Raw genomic sequence first — 19,804 nt, 5'->3', positions numbered from 1 at the left:
TGAAGCTCTAATCTATATGTATGCCCTGAGCCTACTGTTCTATTTCTCGGACTGCATTCGACGCAATGCGGGGGCGAAGCGGACAGGCACAGGGTTTCTTGTCGTTGTTTGGGGATTGCAGGTAACGCATGTCATATTGCGCATGTGGACTGAAGGCCATTTCCCCATCTATACCACCTTTGATTTTTTGTTTATATTTTCATTCAGTATTGTGCTGATGTCTCTCGTCATGACTCGCATCCAGCGTTCCGAATTTGTGATTTTGTTGCTGAATGTTGTAGGTTTTTCCGTTACGGTATTAAACCGACTGTGGTTTACGGCCGGAGAGATATCACTGCATAACTGGCAAACGGTACATGGATTACTCATTATGCATATTACCTTGGCGAATCTTGGTTTTGCGGCGTTAACCGTTGCTACGGTATTTGCCATGTTATATCTGTTCCTGCACCGTAAGTTGAAGAAAAAAAAGTGGAATGATACGATGCGGCGGATGCCAAGCCTGGAAGTGATCGGCAAATACATGGATGGTGCTAATTTCATAGGTACACCGCTCCTTGGCGTTTCTGTGATGCTTGCCGTATTATCCATTGTGGCGGAAAGACGCTGGATTCTACTCTTGGATCTCAAAGTTATTGCGACAGGTCTTGCTATAGCCATCTATGTGGGGTACTTCGTATCCAAGAGAAGGAAACAGTTCTCTACAATTATCATGGCAAGATGGACACTGATCGGGTACGGATTTGTCATTATAAGTTTTTTATCCAATGCGTATTCAGCGTTTCATCGTTGGACGGGAGAGTGAAGGGGATGGACCGTTACACGCCGATATTTGTGAATACTTCAGGCAAAAAGTGCTGCGTGGTTGGTGGTGGACGTGTTGCCGAACGTAAAATTAAGGGATTGCTGCATGCTGAGGCACAGATTACGGTCATTAGTCCGGAGCTTACTCCCGTATTAAAACAACTGCATCATGAATCCCGAATTCAATGGATAGACCGGTCCTACCGCAATGGAGATTTGCGGGGGGCCTTTCTCGTATATGCAGCGACTGACCATTCAGAGGTCAATTCAACTGTGGTTCGGGATGCGGAGGCTGCGGGCATATTGGTGAATAACGCGATGTCTTCGGAGCACAGTAGCTTTATTACGCCAAGTGTGGTAAGGCGTGGGAGATTAAGCATAGCGATATCCACAGCAGGAGCGGGACCGGCAGCAGCTACGGAGATACGTGCCACACTCGAACGACAGTTCGGTGATGAATATGAGACGTACCTTGAGTTTTTGCACCAGATGAGGACTGAGGTGAAGTCACGCGTATCTTCTTCAAGTCTCAGGAGTACGTTGCTTCGGCAATTAACTGAAATGCACATATTAGAAGATATTCGTACAGGCCATTTTCGGTGGTGGACCGAAGAAGAAATCGGGGACTGGATATCCCGTAATCAGGAGGAAGTGTAGATATGCGTACAATTAAAGTTGGAAGTAGACAGAGCGCGCTTGCGCTAACCCAGACAGGTCATGTCATTCAGGATTTACGCGATATTTGTGAGCGGGAAGGATTAGCTTTTGACTTTGAAGTACATAAGATTGTTACCAAGGGAGATCTCATTCTGGATGTAACGTTGTCAAAAGTGGGCGGCAAAGGTTTGTTTGTCAAAGAGATTGAACAAGCGATGCTTGATCGTACCATTGATATGGCTGTGCATAGTATGAAGGATATGCCTTCCGAGTTACCCGAAGGATTAATCAATGGTGCTATTCCCCGTCGTGCAGATCCACGGGATGCGCTGATATCTAATGGTGGACTTACTCTGGATCAACTGCCAGAAGGAGCTAGAGTCGGAACAAGCAGTCTGCGCCGGTCGAGTCAATTAAAGGCCTATCGTCCAGATTTGCAATTGGAATCGATTCGCGGCAATATTGATTCCCGTCTGCGGAAGCTGGAGACTGAAGGATTCGATGCGATTATTCTGGCAGCTGCAGGATTGTACCGTATGGGCTGGGAAGACCGGATCACAGAGTACCTGACGGAAACAGCTTGCCTTCCGGCAGTGGGTCAAGGCGCGCTTGGTATCGAATGTCGTGAAGACGATGAGGAACTGTTGCACTTACTGCAGCTGTATAACGATCCCGAGACAGCATTTCCTGTACAGGCGGAACGCCGTTTTCTCAGTGTATTAAATGGGGGCTGCCAGGTTCCGATTGGTGCTCATGCGGTGTGGGTGCCTCAGCAAGATGCAGATTCCCTGAATGGTGAAAACACGTTACAATTAACAGGTATGGTCGGCACGCCGGATGGTGGACTGATTCTTAAGGAAGCTATGATCGGCAAGGACCCGGTTCGTCTGGGTGAAGAAGTGGCGTGGAGATTGATCGAACGGGGAGCAGAGCAGATACTGGCAGAAGTTAGGGGATGAAGACATGGTGGGAAAGGTCTTTTTGGTAGGGGCAGGTCCTGGGGATGCAAAGCTGATTACGGTAAAAGGGTGGGAATCCATCGGGAAAGCCGATGCTGTAGTCTATGATCGTTTGGCAAGTCCGAGATTGTTGAAACAAATGAAACCCGGCGCAGTCAAGATTTACGTGGGCAAGCGCCCGGATCGGCATACGATGAAACAGGAAGAGATCAATCAACTGTTGGTTGATCTGGCTCTTGAAGGCAAGGTTGTGGTTCGGCTTAAGGGCGGCGATCCAACTATCTTTGGACGCGTGGGCGAAGAGGCGGGTTTGCTGCACAAAAACGGAATTCCGTTTGAGATTGTACCTGGGGTTACCGCTGCAATAAGTGTACCTGCGTATGCTGGAATTCCTGTGACTCACCGTGACTATGCATCTTCCATCTCTATTATTACGGGGCACGAGAGTCCGGACAAGCTTGATCGCAGTATCCATTGGGATAAAGTGACGAATGCAACGGGCACACTTGTATTTATGATGGGGGTTGCCAAAATTGGATATATCAGCGAACAATTGATTCGTCATGGTCGTCCAGCGCAAACACCGGTAGCTCTGATTCGTTGGGGAACACGAGCGGAACAGGATACCCTTACAGGTACCCTTGAAGATATAGAAGCGAAAGTGATCGCAGCCAATTTCCAACCACCAGCTGTTATTGTGGTGGGAGATGTCGTCAATCAGCGGGAACAATTGAAATGGGCAGAAGCGCTGCCGCTATTTGGCAAACGAATTCTGGTAACCCGTGCTCGCAGTCAGGCGAGTGAACTGGTGAATCGCATTGAGGAACTCGGCGGCGAACCGTATGAGTTTCCGGTTATTGAGACGGTCATGCCATCCAGTGAATCTGCCAAGCAAAGTGTCAAAGACGCCTTCAGTGCTTTAAATACCTATGACTGGGTGTTTTTCACAAGTGTGAACGGCGTGGAGTTTTTCTTCCGCCATCTGGAACAGGAAGGCAAGGATATTCGCTCGGTTCATCAAGCGAGAATTACTGCCGTAGGACCTTCCACAGCGGACGCTTTGCGCAAACATGGCATCGTAGCTGAAGTTGTCAAAGGTCCTTTCCAGGCCGAAGGCATGCTTGAGGCTTTTGAAAGCGAATTGAAGGAAGGTCAGAGAGTATTGCTTCCGCACGGTGATCTGGCACGTACGTGGTTACGTGATCAGTTGAGAGAACGAGGACTTCAGGTAACCGAAGCCATCACCTACGATACGATCCTTGCTGGTGAGGATGATGACGAACTGCTCAAGCTACTTGAAGAAGGTGGAATTCATGCGGTGACCTTTACAAGTTCATCGACGGTTACCAACTTCATGAGTATGTTGAAACGTATGGGGTTGCAAGACCCACTGCCTTTATTGAAAGATGTGGAGGTTGCGTGTATCGGGCCTGTTACAGCGAAAACGGCAGAAGCCGCTGGACTAAAGGTTACACTGATGGCAGAGGAAGCAACGATGGATAGCTTGATCACAGTGCTATGCGACTGGAAACGGACAGGCACCAAAGAAGGCGCTCTTCGAAATTAATACACATGTAATCATGTCAACATATGAAGCGTGCTGAATTCGATAGGATACCAGCGCGCTTCCCTTTTTGCTCTATTTAACTTTCAGGGAGGTTTTACACGTATGAGTTTTCCAATTGTACGGCATCGCCGTTTACGTCAATCCACAGGTATTCGCAATATGGTCAGAGAGACCCATCTAACTGTGGACGACTTTATTCAACCGATCTATGTGACGTATGGAGAAAATGTAAAATCTGAAATTAAATCCATGCCTGGCGTATTCCGCTTCTCGCTGGATCGTCTTCAGGAGGAAGTAACGGAAATTGCCGAGCTGGGAATTCCAGCCGTGTTATTGTTTGGTATTCCCGAGACGAAGGACAGTGTGGGTTCATCTGGCTTTGCTGAAGATGGCATTGTGCAGGAAGCGACGAGATTGATCAAATCCTGGTACCCGGAACTGCTGGTTGTTGCGGATACTTGTCTGTGTGAATTCACGGATCACGGTCACTGCGGTATGGTACACACCGTGGAGATTGACGGTCACATCTGCGGAGATGTGTTAAATGACGAATCACTGGATCTACTCGTGCAAACGGCAGTGTCTCAAGCCAAAGCAGGAGCGGACATTATTGCACCATCCAACATGATGGATGGATTTGTACAAGCGATCCGCGCGGGGCTGGATGAGAATGGATTCAGTCACATTCCGATTATGTCTTACTCTGTTAAATATGCATCCGCGTTCTATGGTCCATTCCGTGAAGCTGCGGATTCCACACCACAATTCGGAGACCGCAAGTCATATCAGATGGACCCGGCGAACGCGCGTGAAGCCTTGCGTGAAGCAGAGACGGATGTGCTCGAAGGAGCGGATATGCTAATGGTTAAACCTTCGCTGTCCTATCTTGATGTCATGCGTACGATTAAGGATCAATTTGATCTTCCGCTTGTTGCCTATAATGTAAGTGGCGAGTATGCCATGGTGAAGGCGGCGGCGATTCAAGGCTGGATCGATGAGAAAAAAGTTGCCATGGAAATCCTGCTCAGCATGAAACGCGCAGGTGCAGATATGATCATTACCTACTACGGAAAAGACGCTTCACGCTGGTTGGCTGAGAAATAAAATAAATTACATTGAGGAGGATATTCATGACTGCACAACAAGGTAATCGTCGCAATGATGAGCGCTCACGCAGCGCGTTTGAGGAAGCGAAGCAGTACATACCCGGGGGTGTGAACAGCCCTGTACGCGCATTCAAATCGGTGGGACTTACTCCGATCTATGCAGAACGTGGTGAAGGGTCCAAAATCTACGATATTGATGGCAATGTTTTTATTGACTATGTGGGATCCTGGGGCCCACTCATTATGGGACATGCACACCCTGACGTTGTAGAAGCTTTGCGTGAGACAGCCCTCAAAGGAACAAGCTTTGGTGCGCCTACCTTGCTGGAGACCGAGATGGCAAAACTGGTCTGTGAGCGTGTACCTTCTATCGATATCGTGCGGATGGTTAATTCTGGAACTGAAGCAACGATGAGTGCCATTCGACTGGCACGCGGGGTAACCGGACGCAGTAAAATTCTGAAGTTTGAAGGATCATATCATGGACATGCAGACAGCTTGCTGATCAAGGCTGGCTCAGGTGTTGCAACGCTGGGTCTTCCAGATAGTCCAGGCGTGCCTGAAGGCGTAGCTGTGAATACCATTACGGTGCCTTATAACGATCTGGAGTCCGTGAGACTTGCTTTTGAACGTTATGGTGAAGAACTGGCCGCTGTTATTGTGGAGCCTGTGGCAGGTAACATGGGGGTTGTTCCTCCGGCTTCCGGTTTCCTTGAAGGGCTGCGCAGTTTGACGACCCAATATGGCAGCCTGCTTATTTTTGACGAAGTCATGACCGGTTTCCGCGTAGGGTTGAACTGTGCTCAGGGACGGTATGGGGTTACACCTGACCTGACTTGTCTGGGTAAAGTTATCGGTGGCGGCCTCCCGGTTGGCGCTTATGGTGGTCGTCGGGATCTGATGGAACAGATTGCTCCAACAGGACCAATCTATCAGGCAGGTACATTGAGCGGGAATCCGCTGGCTATGGCAGCAGGGTATACAACGCTCAAATTGTTAACACCAGAGGTCTATGACCGTCTGGAGACATTGTCTGCACGTCTGCAAGCCGGATTCGAGAAAAATGCAGCTGAGACGGGTATTGCGATAACCATTAACCGTGTGGGTTCCATGGTTTGTCCATTCTTCAGTGCCGTTCCAGTAACCAATTATGATATTGCCAAAGAAAGCAATCTGGATCAATTCCGTCGTTATTTTGCGGCCATGATTGATCAAGGTGTGAGTGTTGCGCCTTCGCAATACGAAGGTATGTTTGTCTCTGGTGTGCACACGGAGCAGGATATTGACGATACGATTGAGGCGAATCGTAAAGCTCTTCAATCGCTATGACCATCAAAAGTTGGAAACGCCGCGGGGAATGGCTTGAGCTGATGCCAGGGAAAGCCGTAACAGGCAGCTCGGACAAACCGATGGCTGCAGAGCAATGGTTATTGTCTGAGCTTCAGTTTCCGGAGAAACTGCTCCGTCAGCTGAAAGCAAACCAAGGAATACAACTTGCAGGGGACCGGCTTCGGCTGGCCCTTTTTGCGTCCCAGCCAATCGATGTTGAGCCACGCTGGGCTGATGTGGATGTATTATATGAGGATGATTTCTGTCTGGTTATGCACAAACCTGCAGGCATGAAACTGCATCCAGATGGAAGCCGTACCGATCAGGCGATCACGCTGGATCATGTGGTTGCCTCTTATTATGAAATGAACGGAATCCAGGCGAGCGTTCGCCATGTTCATCGACTGGATGAGGATACAACGGGACCTGTCCTATATGCCAAAAATGCTTTTGCCCTCGCCAAACTGGATGAAGCGATGCGTCGTAAAGAGATTGGTCGCCATTATGTAGCTATTGCAGGTGGACAAATTCCCCTTGAACTCCACAAAATTGATGCTCCGATTGGCAAGGATAGACATCACAAGCAGCGCAGACGTGTCTCGGAAGGTGGACAGGAAGCTGTTACTCATGTGGAGACCGTCGAAGTGTGGGAAAGAGCAACCCTTGTACGATTAAAGCTGGATACAGGACGAACACACCAAATTCGTGTACACCTGAGTTACGCGGGACACCCGCTCATTGGTGATTCGTTGTATGGTGGTAGAGCGGATGCCATTGGGCGACAAGCACTTCATGGAGAGATGCTTAAGTTTAGTCATCCGTTAACCGGAGCGATGATTGAAGTGAACGACCGTTGGCCATCCGACTTCACACAATTGGCAGAGCGAGAGGGGTCTTACTAGTACACTATATAAGTTCGACTAACTATATACACGAAAACGGAAAGGACAGAAACAACCAGAAGAAGTAAAGCGTTCGCCTAAAAGCTTTCTGAAAGAAAGCTACTTCGGAAGCATAAGCTATCCCCGGTTTTTCCCTTTGAAGAAGGGAATCAAAAAAAATCTGGGGATAACAGTGATCGGAAGGTTGTTCTGTCATTGGAGTGACAGTGTAAATAACCATGAGTTGAACATATATAGCAAGGTTTTTCAAAAGGTGGCATGCTCCTCTCATTCAAGGCATATAGATGGGGTAACGAAGGATTTGGACCATGGATCAGTCCCATGAGAAGGATCATGGTGAACATATGCCGAAAGGAGGACGCCACCTTTGTTGAATCAACCTTATGGTTTGCGGTTCGATATTTATGAGCGCGTTCATTTGTCTGAGGGAGTCCCTGCGATTGAGGAACTGGAGGAGATTGAACTATACCCGCGCATTCAAGTCATAGGGCAGGATGATCATGCCACGTTAAGAGGACATCTTTTACTTACAGGTGCGTACAGAGGAGAGAATGAGGCTTCAGAGGAGCTCAAACATTTCATTCCCGTGGAGATCACAGTGCCGCTGAACCGGGTCAGATCGATTGAGGATATTTCCATCGAGATCGAAAATTTTGACGTGGATCTGTTATCCAATCGCAGTCTGAACATTACAGGCGTGTTGTCGCTACGAGGTATCGAAGGTTTTCCTGTTGAAGAGCCACAAGTGTGGTCAGCAGATGAGTTTACAGTTGTTCATTCACCTGATGCTCAGCAATCCAACCGTTCCGATGAAGCAGCACAGGCAGGTAGCGATCCCAACACATTTGCACAAGAGTACCTGCTCCAGCGGAGTGAGGAAGAGAGACTTACGAATGCAGCAGAACTTGCATATGGTGCTCCGGAATTCGCTGACCTGTCCACACGGGAAGAGACATTAAGGAATAGCGAAGAATGGCAGCAGGATTATGCGAATGCGTCATCCGCAGAGCCACTTCAATCTGAGGAGCTAAGTGCGGAGTACGTTAACGAAAACAGACAACCTGATGCAAATGAAGATCCCGCATCTCTGACAGCGAATGGAGATGAATTGGCATCTCATGAGCAATACAGCGAACCTTCTCCGATCTCGTCATTTATGGCTGAGACCGCAGATCGATTAGCTTCTTACCCTGAGTCGGAACCATTGTTGCCTCTGGAAGATGAGTCTTCGGGTTGGTCCGAGCCTTCCGTGGATGCATTGCCTGCGAACTCGAGAAGTGCAGATCAAGCAGTCTCAGAGCCTACTGCTCAATCATCTAATGAGTTGGCATCACCGGATGTACCGGACGCACCAGAGGTATGGCACTTCGAATCCGCGAGATCTGTACCTCAGCAGGAGAATCAGGCAGTTGCCGATGTTCCGGTTGAATCACAGGCGGAGAACTGGCAAGGTGTATTTGCTTCGTCCGAACCAGGCAACGCTGAGGAAGACCGGCCGTCTTTTGAAGCGACTGGGGTAGACGAGTTCGTACAGAACGAAGCATTTGTTCCTGAACCTGTGGCTGAGACGGAAGACAAGCCGGAGCTGAAGGTTGCTTTTGGCAGCAAAAAAGAATCCGCACCACGGCAAGAAGAGGGCGTAGGTATCTCTTCTTTGTTATCCTCCGGTAGAGCGGCACGCGATGCTGAAGTGGAGCGAGGCGATGAGGTTCCTGCGGGTGTGGTACAGGAAGAAACGTATCCAGCTGATGATGTGGAATGGAAGAACCTGTTCCTGGGAACGATCGTGGACCAGACCCCGTTCCGCAAGGTGAAACTTTGCATTGTTCAGCGAGAAGATACACTGGATGCTATTGCAGATCGATATCAATTGAGCACGAGGGAACTTCAGTTGTATAACCGATTATCTGAGCAGGTTGTGGAAGAAGGGCAGATATTGTACATCCCTTAATCCGTAGTTAAAGCCTTCGTTACGACCCGTGATCCCCTTGAGGATTGCGGGTTTTTGCATGATTCGTCCTAAACCTGCATTCCAGCGCTCTTTATCCGCTGTTGTCAGGTTGACTATCGCGCACGAGCAAGGTATGATGTGTGTAGGTTTTTTGAAGAACAACGTGGAACGGGAGTAGTAGACAGTATGACCTTTCAGAGAGTGGAATTGCAACGCTGTGAGATTCCGCAGGAACCAACTGATCGAAGTCGCCCGGGAGTTGCCTGTTTGAATACAAGGGATGAATGAGATCTATCGTCATTTATTACTGAGGTAGGATGGGCCGGTAGCAGCCGTTATCTGCTTGAAGTGTCACGTCATGTACAGAGGGTGAAGTCTATCTTGCTGTAGGCGTGAAACAAAGGTGGTACCGCGAAAGCTAACCTTTCGTCCTTTGATGGATGAAAGGTTTTTTTTGTTTTTTTTGGCGAAGATGATGAAGTAACGGAGGAATGACACATGTCTGAGGAAAAAAAATCAGCTGCAACAGAAATGCCGACCACTTACGATCCTAAGGCGGCAGAGGATAAATGGTACTCCACCTGGATGGAGCGTGGATATTTCAAAGCCGGTCAACGTAAAGATGCCGAGCCGTATACGATTGTAATTCCACCCCCAAATGTGACCGGGATGCTGCACATTGGGCATGCGCTTGATTTTACACTGCAGGATATTCTGATCCGCACCAAACGGATGCAAGGTTATGACGCACTGTGGCTTCCGGGTTCCGACCATGCAGGTATTGCTACCCAAACCAAAGTGGAGCAGAAGCTGCGTGAAGAAGGTCTGACTCGTTATGATCTGGGACGTGAGAAGTTTCTGGAGAAGGTATGGGACTGGAAAGATCAATATGCCACTACCATTCGTCAGCAATGGGGCAAAATGGGATTGTCGCTTGATTACTCACGTGAACGTTTTACGCTGGATGAAGGTCTGTCCCAAGCGGTTCGTAAAGTATTTGTTCAACTGTATGAAAAAGGCCTTATTTACCGAGGCAAACGTATCATTAACTGGGACCCGGTGAACCGGACAGCTCTGTCCGACATTGAGGTTGAATATAAAGAGGTTCAGGGTCACCTGTACCATCTGCGGTACCCGCTCAAAGACGGAAGTGGCTACGTTACAGTGGCAACAACGCGTCCTGAAACGATGCTGGGTGATACAGCGGTTGCTGTTCATCCGAAGGATGAGCGTTATGCAGATATGATTGGTAAAGTACTTGTACTGCCTATCATTGGACGCGAAATTCCAATTATCGCTGATGATTATGTGGATAAAGAGTTTGGAAGTGGTGCAGTTAAAATCACACCTGCGCATGATCCAAATGACTTTGAAGTAGGTCTTCGTCATGATCTTCCTCAGATTACGGTAATGGATGAGAGCGGCACAATGAATGCTGAGGCAGGCAAGTATCAGGGACTGGACCGCAGTGACTGCCGCAAGCAGATTGTTGCTGACTTGAAAGAGCAGGGCGTATTGATCAACATTGAGGATCACACGCATCAGGTTGGACACAGTGAACGTACCGGAGCTGTTGTTGAGCCGTATCTGTCTACACAGTGGTTCGTTGAGATGAAGCCACTTGCAGAGAGAGCGATTAAAAAACAACAGAGCGGCGAAGGGGTTAATTTTGTTCCAGATCGTTTTGAGAAAACCTATCTGAACTGGATCGAGAACGTTCGTGACTGGTGTATTTCCCGTCAACTGTGGTGGGGACATCGTATTCCTGCCTGGTATGATGAAGAAACGGGTGAAATCATCGTATCTGCTGAAGATCCAACAACGCTGCCAGAGTATGCTGGACGCAAGCTCAGACAGGACGAAGACGTACTCGATACTTGGTTTAGCTCCGGCTTATGGCCATTTTCCACACTAGGCTGGCCGGAAGATTCGGAAGACCTGAAACGTTATTATCCGACAAGTGTACTTGTGACAGGGTATGACATCATATATTTCTGGGTTGCACGTATGATTTTCACTGCACTGGAATTCACCGATGAGATTCCGTTCAAGGATGTGCTGATGCATGGTCTTGTTCGTGATGCAGATGGACGCAAAATGTCCAAATCATTGGGCAACGGTGTAGATCCGCTGGATGTGATTGAGAAATACGGCGCAGATGCAATGCGTTACATGATCTCAACCAGCAGCACGCCAGGTCAGGATCTCCGTTTCCGTTGGGAACGGGTGGAGCAGGCTCGTAATTTCGCCAACAAGATCTGGAATGCTTCGCGCTTTGCATTGATGAATCTGGAAGGATTCACCTATGAGGAACGTGACATCAGCGGAGAGCTTGGTACAGCCGATTATTGGATTTTGCACCGTCTGAACGAAACTTCCCGCGATATTACGCGTCTAATCGAAGCGTATGAATTTGGGGAAACGGGTCGTGTGTTGTATAACTTTATCTGGGATGACCTGTGTGACTGGTACATTGAGTTTGCTAAGCTGTCCTTCTATGGGGAAGATCCGGTTGCCAAGAAGAAAACACAATCGGTGCTTGCTTATGTGCTGGATCAGACCATGCGCCTGATTCATCCGTTTATGCCATACATCTCCGAAGAGATCTGGCAGCATCTGCCGCATGAAGGTGAGACCATTACGCTGGCATCATGGCCGGTATATGATCCTGCTCTTGAGAACCCAGAGGCTGTTGCCGAGATGAACCTGCTCATGGATACCATTCGTGCAGTGCGAAACATTCGTGCAGAAGTGAACGTGCCGATGAGCAAAAAGATCGAGTTGATGGTCAAAGCAAATAGTGCTGAGACGTCCAGCATCATTGCGCGTAACAGTCACTACATCAAACGTTTCTGTAATACGTCCGAGTTCGATAGTGGGCTGGATTTAAACTCACCGGATAAGGCAATGACTGCGATCATTACGGGGGCAGAACTATACTTGCCGCTCGCAGGTCTTATTGATATCGAGCAGGAAGTGGCTCGTTTGGAGAAAGAGTTGGAGAACCTTGAGGGCGAAGTTCTCCGTGTAGAGAAAAAGCTGGCGAACGAAGGCTTTGTAGCCAAAGCTCCTGCCAAAGTTATTGAGGAAGAGCGCGCCAAACAAGCAGATTATTCCGATAAACGGGATAAAGTGATTGCACGAATCAAGGAACTTAAAGGTTAATATATGTGGGTCGGATGGAGAGCCATTATGCCATCCGGCCGCTTTTTTCACTCAAATTCGGACCGAAGGTGAATCAGATGACGGAATTAGACGGGACAGATGCAGCAGCTCCTTTACTTACGTATAACGAGGCCGTGGACTGGATCAATGGCCTTATTCCTTTTGGCATCCGACCTGGATTGGAACGAATCGAGAGTCTGATGTCCATGTTAGGCAATCCACACCAACGTCTCAAATTTATTCATGTCGCGGGAACGAACGGCAAAGGTTCGACTTGCGCTTTTTTGACGTCAGTGCTTCTTCAGGCTGGATATGATGTGGGTACCTTTACGTCGCCTTATATCACCAAGTTTACAAACCGTTTTCAATACAACGGTGAGGATATTCCTGAAGAAATCCTGCTTAAGCTCTCGAACCGATTACATCCACTGGTCATGGAAATGGCCTCAACTCCGCTTGGATCACCCACGATGTTTGAGGTGTCCACGGCTCTGGCGCTTCTGTACTATGCAGAGGAGTGTTACCCTGACGTTGTGGTATGGGAGACGGGGCTAGGGGGAAGGATGGACGTAACGAATATTGTCGCACCTGTTGTGTCCGTCATCACGAACATTGGTATGGATCATACGGATGTGCTTGGAGATACGATTGAGCAGATTGCTGGAGAAAAGGCAGGTATTATCAAGCCGGGAGTACCCGTTGTGACTTGCGCGACTCAACCCGAAGCTGTGAAGGTGATTCAGGAGAAAGCACAGCAGCTTCAATCAAGCTTGTATTTGGCTGGAGATCAATTCTCTTATCATAGACTGGACAGCAATGAGAACGGACAATCTTTTCATTTTACAGGCCCGTTCCGTGATCTGGACGTTCGCATACGCATGCAGGGTTCACATCAATGTGACAATGCAGCGGCCGCACTTATGGTGCTTGAATTGCTTAGACAATACATGGCATTTATGCTGGATGACAACGATATTGCACTTGGACTGGAGAATGCTTTCTGGGCAGGAAGATTCGAAAAAGTCGTCGATGAACCCCGAATTGTGCTTGATGGAGCACATAATCCGGAAGGGGCAGAGTCACTGGCCAAGAGCATTATGGATGTCTATCCGCACAACAAGTTAATTTTGATGATGGGTATGTTGGCAAATAAGCATCACGAAGCGTATTTGCAGCATATACTGCCACTAGTGGATACGCTGATCCTGACCGAGCCAGATTTCCGACGCAAAATGGATGCAGCCGAATTGCTGCAGATTGTCGAACGGGTACGTCCCGCCATTGCGAAGCAGGAACTGGAAATCATCGTCGAGCCCGAATGGGCAAAGGCACTTGATCTATTGAAGTCACGGACGGAAGCGGAAGATCTGGGGGTGGTCTCCGGCACACTGTACCTGATTGCGGATGTGCGGGCAGCCCTTTTGCATCAAACCGATTCTGAAAAAGGTTGGTGAAAGTTTTGTTAAATACATCGGAACACGTTCATTTTATAGGGATTGGCGGATATGGCATGAGTGCCATCGCAAGAGTTATGTTGGAAATGGGATACACCGTTACCGGATCGGATGTCGCTTCACAGGAGTTGACCGAGAAGTTGGCAGCCAAGGGAGCGAAAATATATATCGGACATACGGCAGAGCACGTCACTGGAGCAGATCTTGTTGTCTACTCTACGGCAGCGCCTGCTGATAATGTGGAACGGGTAGCAGCTGCAGAGCTGAACATTCCGATTCTGCATCGTTCCCAGATGCTTGCACGTTTGTTGAACGAACGTAAAGGTGTGGCTGTAGCTGGGGCTCATGGTAAAACAACCACTTCATCCATGATTGCACTTGTTATGGATAAATGTGATACAGATCCGACATACATTATTGGCGGAGAGATCATGAATGTGGGTACCAACGCGAAGGCCGGTCAAGGCGACTGGGTAGTCGCTGAAGCGGACGAGAGCGATGGTTCGTTTCTGCAGTACCATCCATGGCTCGGTATTGTAACCAATATTGAGGCAGATCATCTGGAGAATTACAACAGTGATTTTGAGGAGCTCAAAAGGGCTTATGTGAAGTTCCTGAGCCAGATTCGTCCGGAAGGAACAGCGATTGTGTGTTCTGACGACGAGAATGTTCAAGCGATTTTGCCAGAACTCAAGTCGCGGATTACAACCTATGGTATTGATCGTGCTGCAGATTATACGGCAACGGATATTGTATTGGGCGATCGCCGTATCTCCTTTACGATGAATCATCAGGGTGCTGCTATGGGCACGGTGGAATTATCAGTGCCGGGTAAGCATAACGTTTATAATGCGATGGCTACTGTGATTACCTGTCTGGAAGCAGGCATTCCATTTGAGAAGATTGTGGCAGCTATCATCCAGTTCCATGGAGCCAAACGTAGATTCCAGGTATTGGGCGAGGCGCGCGATATGCTGATCATCGATGATTATGCTCATCACCCGACTGAGATTGAAGCTACCATTAGTGCCGCCAAAGCAACGGGCAAACGCATTATTGCGGTATTCCAGCCACAGCGTTATACGCGGACGTTCTTCCTGCTGGATGCGTTCAGTCGTGCTTTTGCGGAAGCGGATGAGGTGCTTATTACGGACATCTATTCTCCTGCGGGCGAAAAACAGATCGAAGGGGTAACGTCAGCCCGACTGGTTGAACTGATCGTTCAAAACAGTAATGCTTCTGCACGTTACCTTCCTACAAAAGAAGAAGTGGTGGCTGATCTGCAACATCGTCTGCAGCCAGGAGATCTTGTGATTACGATGGGCGCAGGTGATATCTGGAAAGTCGGCGATACACTTGCCAAAGGTTTGAAATAGATCAATTGAGAAATCGCCTGTCTTCGATACGAAGCAGGCGTTTTTTGCGTTATATGGAATGTATTCTCCAGTCTCTGCATATAGCTTATATAAATGGGACAAAGGAGAGGGTACGGGTGAGCAATGCTAGAATGACGTTTCGCTTCGGGGATCATGAGTCGGACAAGCCTGAAAACAAGAGGATATCCGCGTCCAGTCCATTGGTGACGTTAAGTGAAGAATTACCGCATAATCAACCGCTAACGCCTAAGCAGATGGATACAACCCCATCATGGACGCCTGAGGATATCCCCGGAGACTGGGGAGAGACGGTGCTGACAAGCTCTACTGTACCTGAACCTGACGAGCGAGTGAGTCATGATTCGAACTTGAACTTGGATGAGGCCCATTATTTTGGGAACCGTTCCGGTTACGGTTATGTTAATCACACCGATAATCCGGAGGAAGAGCGTCGTGATCTGTCCAATGCCCATGATGATCAGGGCCACGACTGGCTTGCAGATTCGGAGAACTATTCCTATAAACGCAATCGCCCTCCAAGGGGCTGGAAAATGATTGGTTCTGTCACTGGTGCACTTGTTACCGGAGCACTTTTTGGTATGGTTATTCTTTCATTTTTTAATAAAGAAGGAGCCGCGAAGCCAGGCGATCTTCTGCCCGTCAATCAGGCAGTTTCCACTGTGACGGGTCAGGAGGGGACTGCAGGTACAGAGCAGCAACTTCAGACAGCGGCGACTGGCAGTACGTATTATGCACTTCAATACGGCGTGTTCAGTTCTCCTGAACGAGCTGAGCAGGCTAAGCTTGAACTGGCTCAGGCAGGTATAGCCGCAGGTTCTGATCCTGAAGATGGCAATCGAGTATATGCAGGCATTTCGGCTGATCGTGAAGAGGCCAAGCTACTTAGCTCCAGGTTAAAAGCCCAGGGAGTTGAACTGTATGTCAAGGAGATTGTGAACCCTGAGATCAACCCGGCTATATTCGGTGGCAAACAAGAGGATGTGCAGCTTTTCTTCACAAACAGTTCTGCACTGGTGGAACAATTATCTACCTTGTCCATTCAGCAGCTGGGACAGTCTGTTCCGGCAGCAGTTTCTACAGAAACGATGAAAGCGATTCAAAATAAGCACGAGTCATGGCTGACGGGATTGAATAGTCTTACACCTGGCCTGACCGCAGATGTACAACCTATTATTGGTGGAATGGAGAAATCAATGAACAGTGCAATTACGGCTATAGCGGAGTACAACAAAAACCCGGATGATGTACACATGTGGTCCGTGCAGTCCGATCTGATGGAATATGTACTGCAGCAGAAAAAATGGCTCGAAGCGATAAAGCAGTAACATGCTCTTTCCCATAACAACGCTTGGAAATACCCATCCGGCAAGGAACTGGAAATAGTTCCCCTTGCCGGATTTGTGTTTGTATTGACGTACAAAACCCCGTATAATAATGTGGGTGTCAAAAAATGGCGAGGGAAGATTACCGATGAAAAAAAACTTCGGCATGTTATTGCTGTTTCTGCTGCTCGGCTGGATGGCCGGAGCGTGGATCGCCAAGGCACTGCAGCCTGTAAAGGCAGTAGCCTTTCTTACGAAAGCCACGACCATACGTTGGTCGCCACAGGCTGATCTGGATATTATCAGTTATGATATTTCACTTCAATTTCAAATGAGCCTTCTGAGTCTGATCGGTATGATTGCCGCTGTGTGGCTTTATCGCAGACTGTAGGAGAATGACGAGTTATGACGAAAAAAATTAAACCAGTGACATCTATTATCGTGATCCGGACAGGATGTTGCCGTGGCATAAGGAGCCGTTCATTTTGGATAACACACAACAGCGCCCTATTATTCTGGCCTCCACATCGCCTCGGCGCAAAGAACTGATCGCATCACTCCACCTAGCGTTTGATGTAATACCAAGTCATGCCAATGAAGATACACCACCAGAGTGGACACCTGAACAGACGGTACAGGAACTTGCTTTGCGCAAGGCGCTTGCCGTGTATCGTGGGCTTGAAGGCCGCGAGCAGGAAGCCATTATTGTTGGTAGTGACACCGTTGTTGTTCTGGATGGTGAGATTCTAGGCAAACCCTTAGACGAAGCGGATGCTGAACGTATGTTATCAAGGCTGCAGGGGCGCGTACATCGGGTGTTCACGGGTGTCGCTTGTATTGATGCGGGCAATGGACAGTCGTTAGTTCATTACCGCCAGACCGATGTAACGATGAAAGAGCTGTCGGATGCGACCATCCGTGCTTATGTGCAGACAGGTGAGCCTTCAGATAAGGCAGGATCATATGCCATTCAGGGTATTGGTGCTTCACTGATCGACCGCATTGAAGGATGTTACTTTAATGTGGTTGGCTTGCCGCTATCTTTGCTAAGTGATATGTTGGACGGGTTCGGCGTACATGTGTTGCCACGAATATGAATGAAGCCAAATGTTGTGAAATGAAAAGAGGGAACATATGGAGTCGCCTCAATACATGATGCGCGACATCCCCCAGGAAGAACGCCCGAGAGAACGCATGATGGAATACGGGGCGGGCGCCTTAAGCCATGCTGAATTGCTGGCAATTTTACTTCGAACAGGCACAAGACAGGAATCCGCGGTGCATATGGCACAGCGGATTCTGGCCGAAGCGGGTGGCATTCGCTCGTTGATGGATTTGAGTCTGGAAGAACTGACCGCGATGAAAGGGATCGGCAATGCCAAGGCTGTGCAATTAAAAGCTGGCATTGAGCTGGGTCATCGGATTGCCAAGAGCAGACTAACTCAGTCGACTTCAATTCGTACACCGCGTGATGCAGCTGATATCCTGATGGAACAATTGCGTTACTTGCAAAAAGAACATTTTGTGTGTCTCTTTCTGAATAACAAAAATCATATTATTGCCCAGGAAACACTCTCCATGGGCAGCCTTAACGCTTCGATTGTACATCCACGTGAAGTGTTCCGGGCTGCCATCAAATGCAGCAGCGCATCGATTGTGTGCGCACACAACCATCCGAGTGGTGATCCTACGCCCAGTCCGGAGGATATCCAAATAACCAAGAGACTGATTGAAGCAGGCGCTATTGTTGGCATTGACGTGCTTGATCATATTATTATCGGAGATGGAACGTACGTAAGTTTGAAGGAGAAGGGCTTAGTATAATATAATGGTTGGCGTTGATGTTTTCCTATGAATGTTAACGGCGTTGTCCGTAAAAGATAGGTTCACTTTACAAATGCAAAAAAACAAATGCGAATATTAGCTCCACGTATTGCGTGGGAATAAAATTATTACGCTCTGGATCAGAATGGAGCGGCTATATGAGGCAGAAAAGGAGATTATGTTATGTTTGGTGGTTTTACGAAAGATTTGGGTATTGACTTGGGGACAGCAAATACGTTGGTTTATGTACGAGGAAAAGGAATTGTGGTGCGAGAACCTTCGGTTGTTGCTATACGGACAGATACAAATAGCATCGAGGCAGTAGGTGAAGCCGCCAAAAAAATGATTGGACGTACACCAGGTAACATTCGTGCTATTCGTCCAATGAAAGATGGCGTTATTGCCGATTTTGATACAACGGCAACGATGATCAAATATTTCATCCGTGAGGCGCAAAAACAACGCTCTATGTTCCAGCGTCATCCAAACGTGATGGTATGTGTACCATCCGGGATCACAGCAGTAGAACAACGTGCGGTTGAAGATGCAACCAAACAGGCTGGAGCACGTGAAGCCTATACGATTGAAGAGCCTTTTGCTGCTGCAATCGGTGCAGATCTGCCTGTATGGGAACCAACAGGTAGTATGGTTGTCGATATTGGTGGCGGTACAACGGAAGTGGCTGTTATCTCTCTGGGTGGTATTGTAACGAGCCGTTCGGTTCGTGTAGCAGGTGACGAGATGGATGAATCCGTTATCCAGTACATCAAACGCCAATACAATCTCATGATCGGTGAGCGTACATCGGAGCAATTGAAGATGGACATCGGATCAGCAATGCCATTGGAGCAAGTAGAAACGATGGAAATTCGTGGACGTGACCTTGTAACAGGTCTGCCAAAGACAATTACGATTACTTCGGACGAGATCAGTGAAGCGCTGGCTGATACCGTTAATGCAATTGTTGAAGCGGTAAAAGTAACACTGGAAAAATGCCCGCCTGAACTTGCAGCCGATATCATGGATCGGGGTATTGTTCTTACAGGTGGTGGGGCGTTACTTCGCAACCTGGACAAGCTTCTCGCTGGTGAGACAGGAATGCCTGTCATTGTGGCTGAGAACCCGCTGGATTGTGTAGCAATCGGAACAGGTAAAGCGCTTGAGAATATTCATTTGTTCAAAAGCAGAAGCAGTTCGGCAGTTCGTTCCAAACGTTAATTGGTATTTGCCTAACTTGGCATAGCGACCAAGTGGCAAGATATCTTTATAGAGGACCCGGTTAACCCCGGGGATGAGCTATTACCCGCTTAACAGGGGAGGATCGGCTGATATTCTCGCAGGGACTACAGGTCTGACAGTCTCCCCGC

General features: G+C 48.4%; 16 protein-coding genes and 1 other annotated feature. All 16 genes read left to right on the top strand.

The window, feature by feature from the left end; all coding sequences use genetic code 11:
* Positions 1–16 precede the first annotated feature (16 nt).
* The 16 genes from ccsA to MKY01_RS25305 all read left to right on the top strand — a co-directional run bounded on the left by ccsA (position 17) and on the right by MKY01_RS25305 (position 19,655).
* Positions 17–805 (top strand): cytochrome c biogenesis protein CcsA, encoded by a 789-nt coding sequence (gene ccsA / locus MKY01_RS25380; protein WP_047841339.1) that lies wholly within the window; start codon positions 17–19, stop codon positions 803–805.
* A 5-nt stretch (positions 806–810) separates the two neighbouring features.
* The gene (locus tag MKY01_RS25375) at positions 811–1,461 is read left to right on the top strand and encodes a bifunctional precorrin-2 dehydrogenase/sirohydrochlorin ferrochelatase (RefSeq protein ID WP_339284067.1); all 651 of its coding nucleotides are present in this window, start codon (positions 811–813) and stop codon (positions 1,459–1,461) included.
* A 2-nt stretch (positions 1,462–1,463) separates the two neighbouring features.
* Complete coding sequence (gene hemC / locus MKY01_RS25370; RefSeq protein WP_036605896.1) at positions 1,464–2,420, top strand: hydroxymethylbilane synthase; 957 nt, start codon at positions 1,464–1,466, stop codon at positions 2,418–2,420.
* Positions 2,421–2,424: 4 nt separating this feature from the next.
* Entirely contained in the window at positions 2,425–3,987 is a 1,563-nt protein-coding gene (cobA, locus tag MKY01_RS25365; protein WP_076253319.1) for a uroporphyrinogen-III C-methyltransferase, read from the top strand.
* 102 nt (positions 3,988–4,089) lie between these two features.
* Positions 4,090–5,091 carry a porphobilinogen synthase gene (gene hemB / locus MKY01_RS25360; protein ID WP_017692601.1) on the top strand — a complete coding sequence of 334 codons (1,002 nt, stop codon included), beginning with the start codon at positions 4,090–4,092 and terminating at the stop codon, positions 5,089–5,091.
* Positions 5,092–5,117: 26 nt separating this feature from the next.
* Positions 5,118–6,422, top strand: a complete 1,305-nt coding sequence (gene hemL, locus MKY01_RS25355; protein WP_036605898.1) for a glutamate-1-semialdehyde 2,1-aminomutase — start codon at positions 5,118–5,120, stop codon at positions 6,420–6,422.
* Positions 6,419–7,324, top strand: a complete 906-nt coding sequence (locus tag MKY01_RS25350) for an RluA family pseudouridine synthase (RefSeq protein WP_101314283.1) — start codon at positions 6,419–6,421, stop codon at positions 7,322–7,324. The genes hemL and MKY01_RS25350 overlap by 4 nt, the downstream gene beginning before the upstream one ends.
* A 367-nt stretch (positions 7,325–7,691) precedes the next feature.
* Entirely contained in the window at positions 7,692–9,275 is a 1,584-nt protein-coding gene (locus MKY01_RS25345; protein ID WP_315371658.1) for a LysM peptidoglycan-binding domain-containing protein, read from the top strand.
* 155 nt (positions 9,276–9,430) lie between these two features.
* Positions 9,431–9,712: a binding site (T-box leader), on the top strand.
* Positions 9,713–9,773: 61 nt separating this feature from the next.
* Positions 9,774–12,440, top strand: a complete 2,667-nt coding sequence (locus MKY01_RS25340) for a valine--tRNA ligase (protein WP_339284062.1) — start codon at positions 9,774–9,776, stop codon at positions 12,438–12,440.
* 77 nt (positions 12,441–12,517) lie between these two features.
* Positions 12,518–13,894, top strand: coding sequence for a folylpolyglutamate synthase/dihydrofolate synthase family protein (locus tag MKY01_RS25335; protein WP_339284060.1), 1,377 nt, complete (start codon positions 12,518–12,520; stop codon positions 13,892–13,894).
* Positions 13,895–13,950: 56 nt separating this feature from the next.
* The gene (murC, locus tag MKY01_RS25330) at positions 13,951–15,270 is read left to right on the top strand and encodes a UDP-N-acetylmuramate--L-alanine ligase (RefSeq protein ID WP_339287263.1); all 1,320 of its coding nucleotides are present in this window, start codon (positions 13,951–13,953) and stop codon (positions 15,268–15,270) included.
* A 116-nt stretch (positions 15,271–15,386) separates the two neighbouring features.
* Positions 15,387–16,616: an SPOR domain-containing protein gene (locus tag MKY01_RS25325; protein ID WP_339284058.1), complete on the top strand. Its 1,230-nt coding sequence runs from the start codon at positions 15,387–15,389 to the stop codon at positions 16,614–16,616.
* A 145-nt stretch (positions 16,617–16,761) separates the two neighbouring features.
* The gene (locus tag MKY01_RS25320; RefSeq protein WP_047841183.1) at positions 16,762–17,004 is read left to right on the top strand and encodes a DUF4321 domain-containing protein; all 243 of its coding nucleotides are present in this window, start codon (positions 16,762–16,764) and stop codon (positions 17,002–17,004) included.
* 94 nt (positions 17,005–17,098) lie between these two features.
* Positions 17,099–17,710 carry a Maf family protein gene (locus MKY01_RS25315; RefSeq protein WP_339284056.1) on the top strand — a complete coding sequence of 204 codons (612 nt, stop codon included), beginning with the start codon at positions 17,099–17,101 and terminating at the stop codon, positions 17,708–17,710.
* Positions 17,711–17,747: 37 nt separating this feature from the next.
* Positions 17,748–18,437, top strand: coding sequence for a DNA repair protein RadC (gene radC, locus MKY01_RS25310; protein ID WP_339284054.1), 690 nt, complete (start codon positions 17,748–17,750; stop codon positions 18,435–18,437).
* A 183-nt stretch (positions 18,438–18,620) separates the two neighbouring features.
* On the top strand, positions 18,621–19,655 hold the full coding sequence (locus MKY01_RS25305; RefSeq protein ID WP_017692612.1) for a rod shape-determining protein: 1,035 nt from the start codon (positions 18,621–18,623) through the stop codon (positions 19,653–19,655).
* Positions 19,656–19,804: the final 149 nt, after the last annotated feature.

Origin of the sequence: Paenibacillus sp. FSL R5-0486 (assembly GCF_037975155.1) — a bacterium.
Taxonomy (GTDB): Bacteria; Bacillota; Bacilli; order Paenibacillales; family Paenibacillaceae; genus Paenibacillus; species Paenibacillus amylolyticus.
This window is presented reverse-complemented; position numbering and strand designations above follow the sequence as displayed.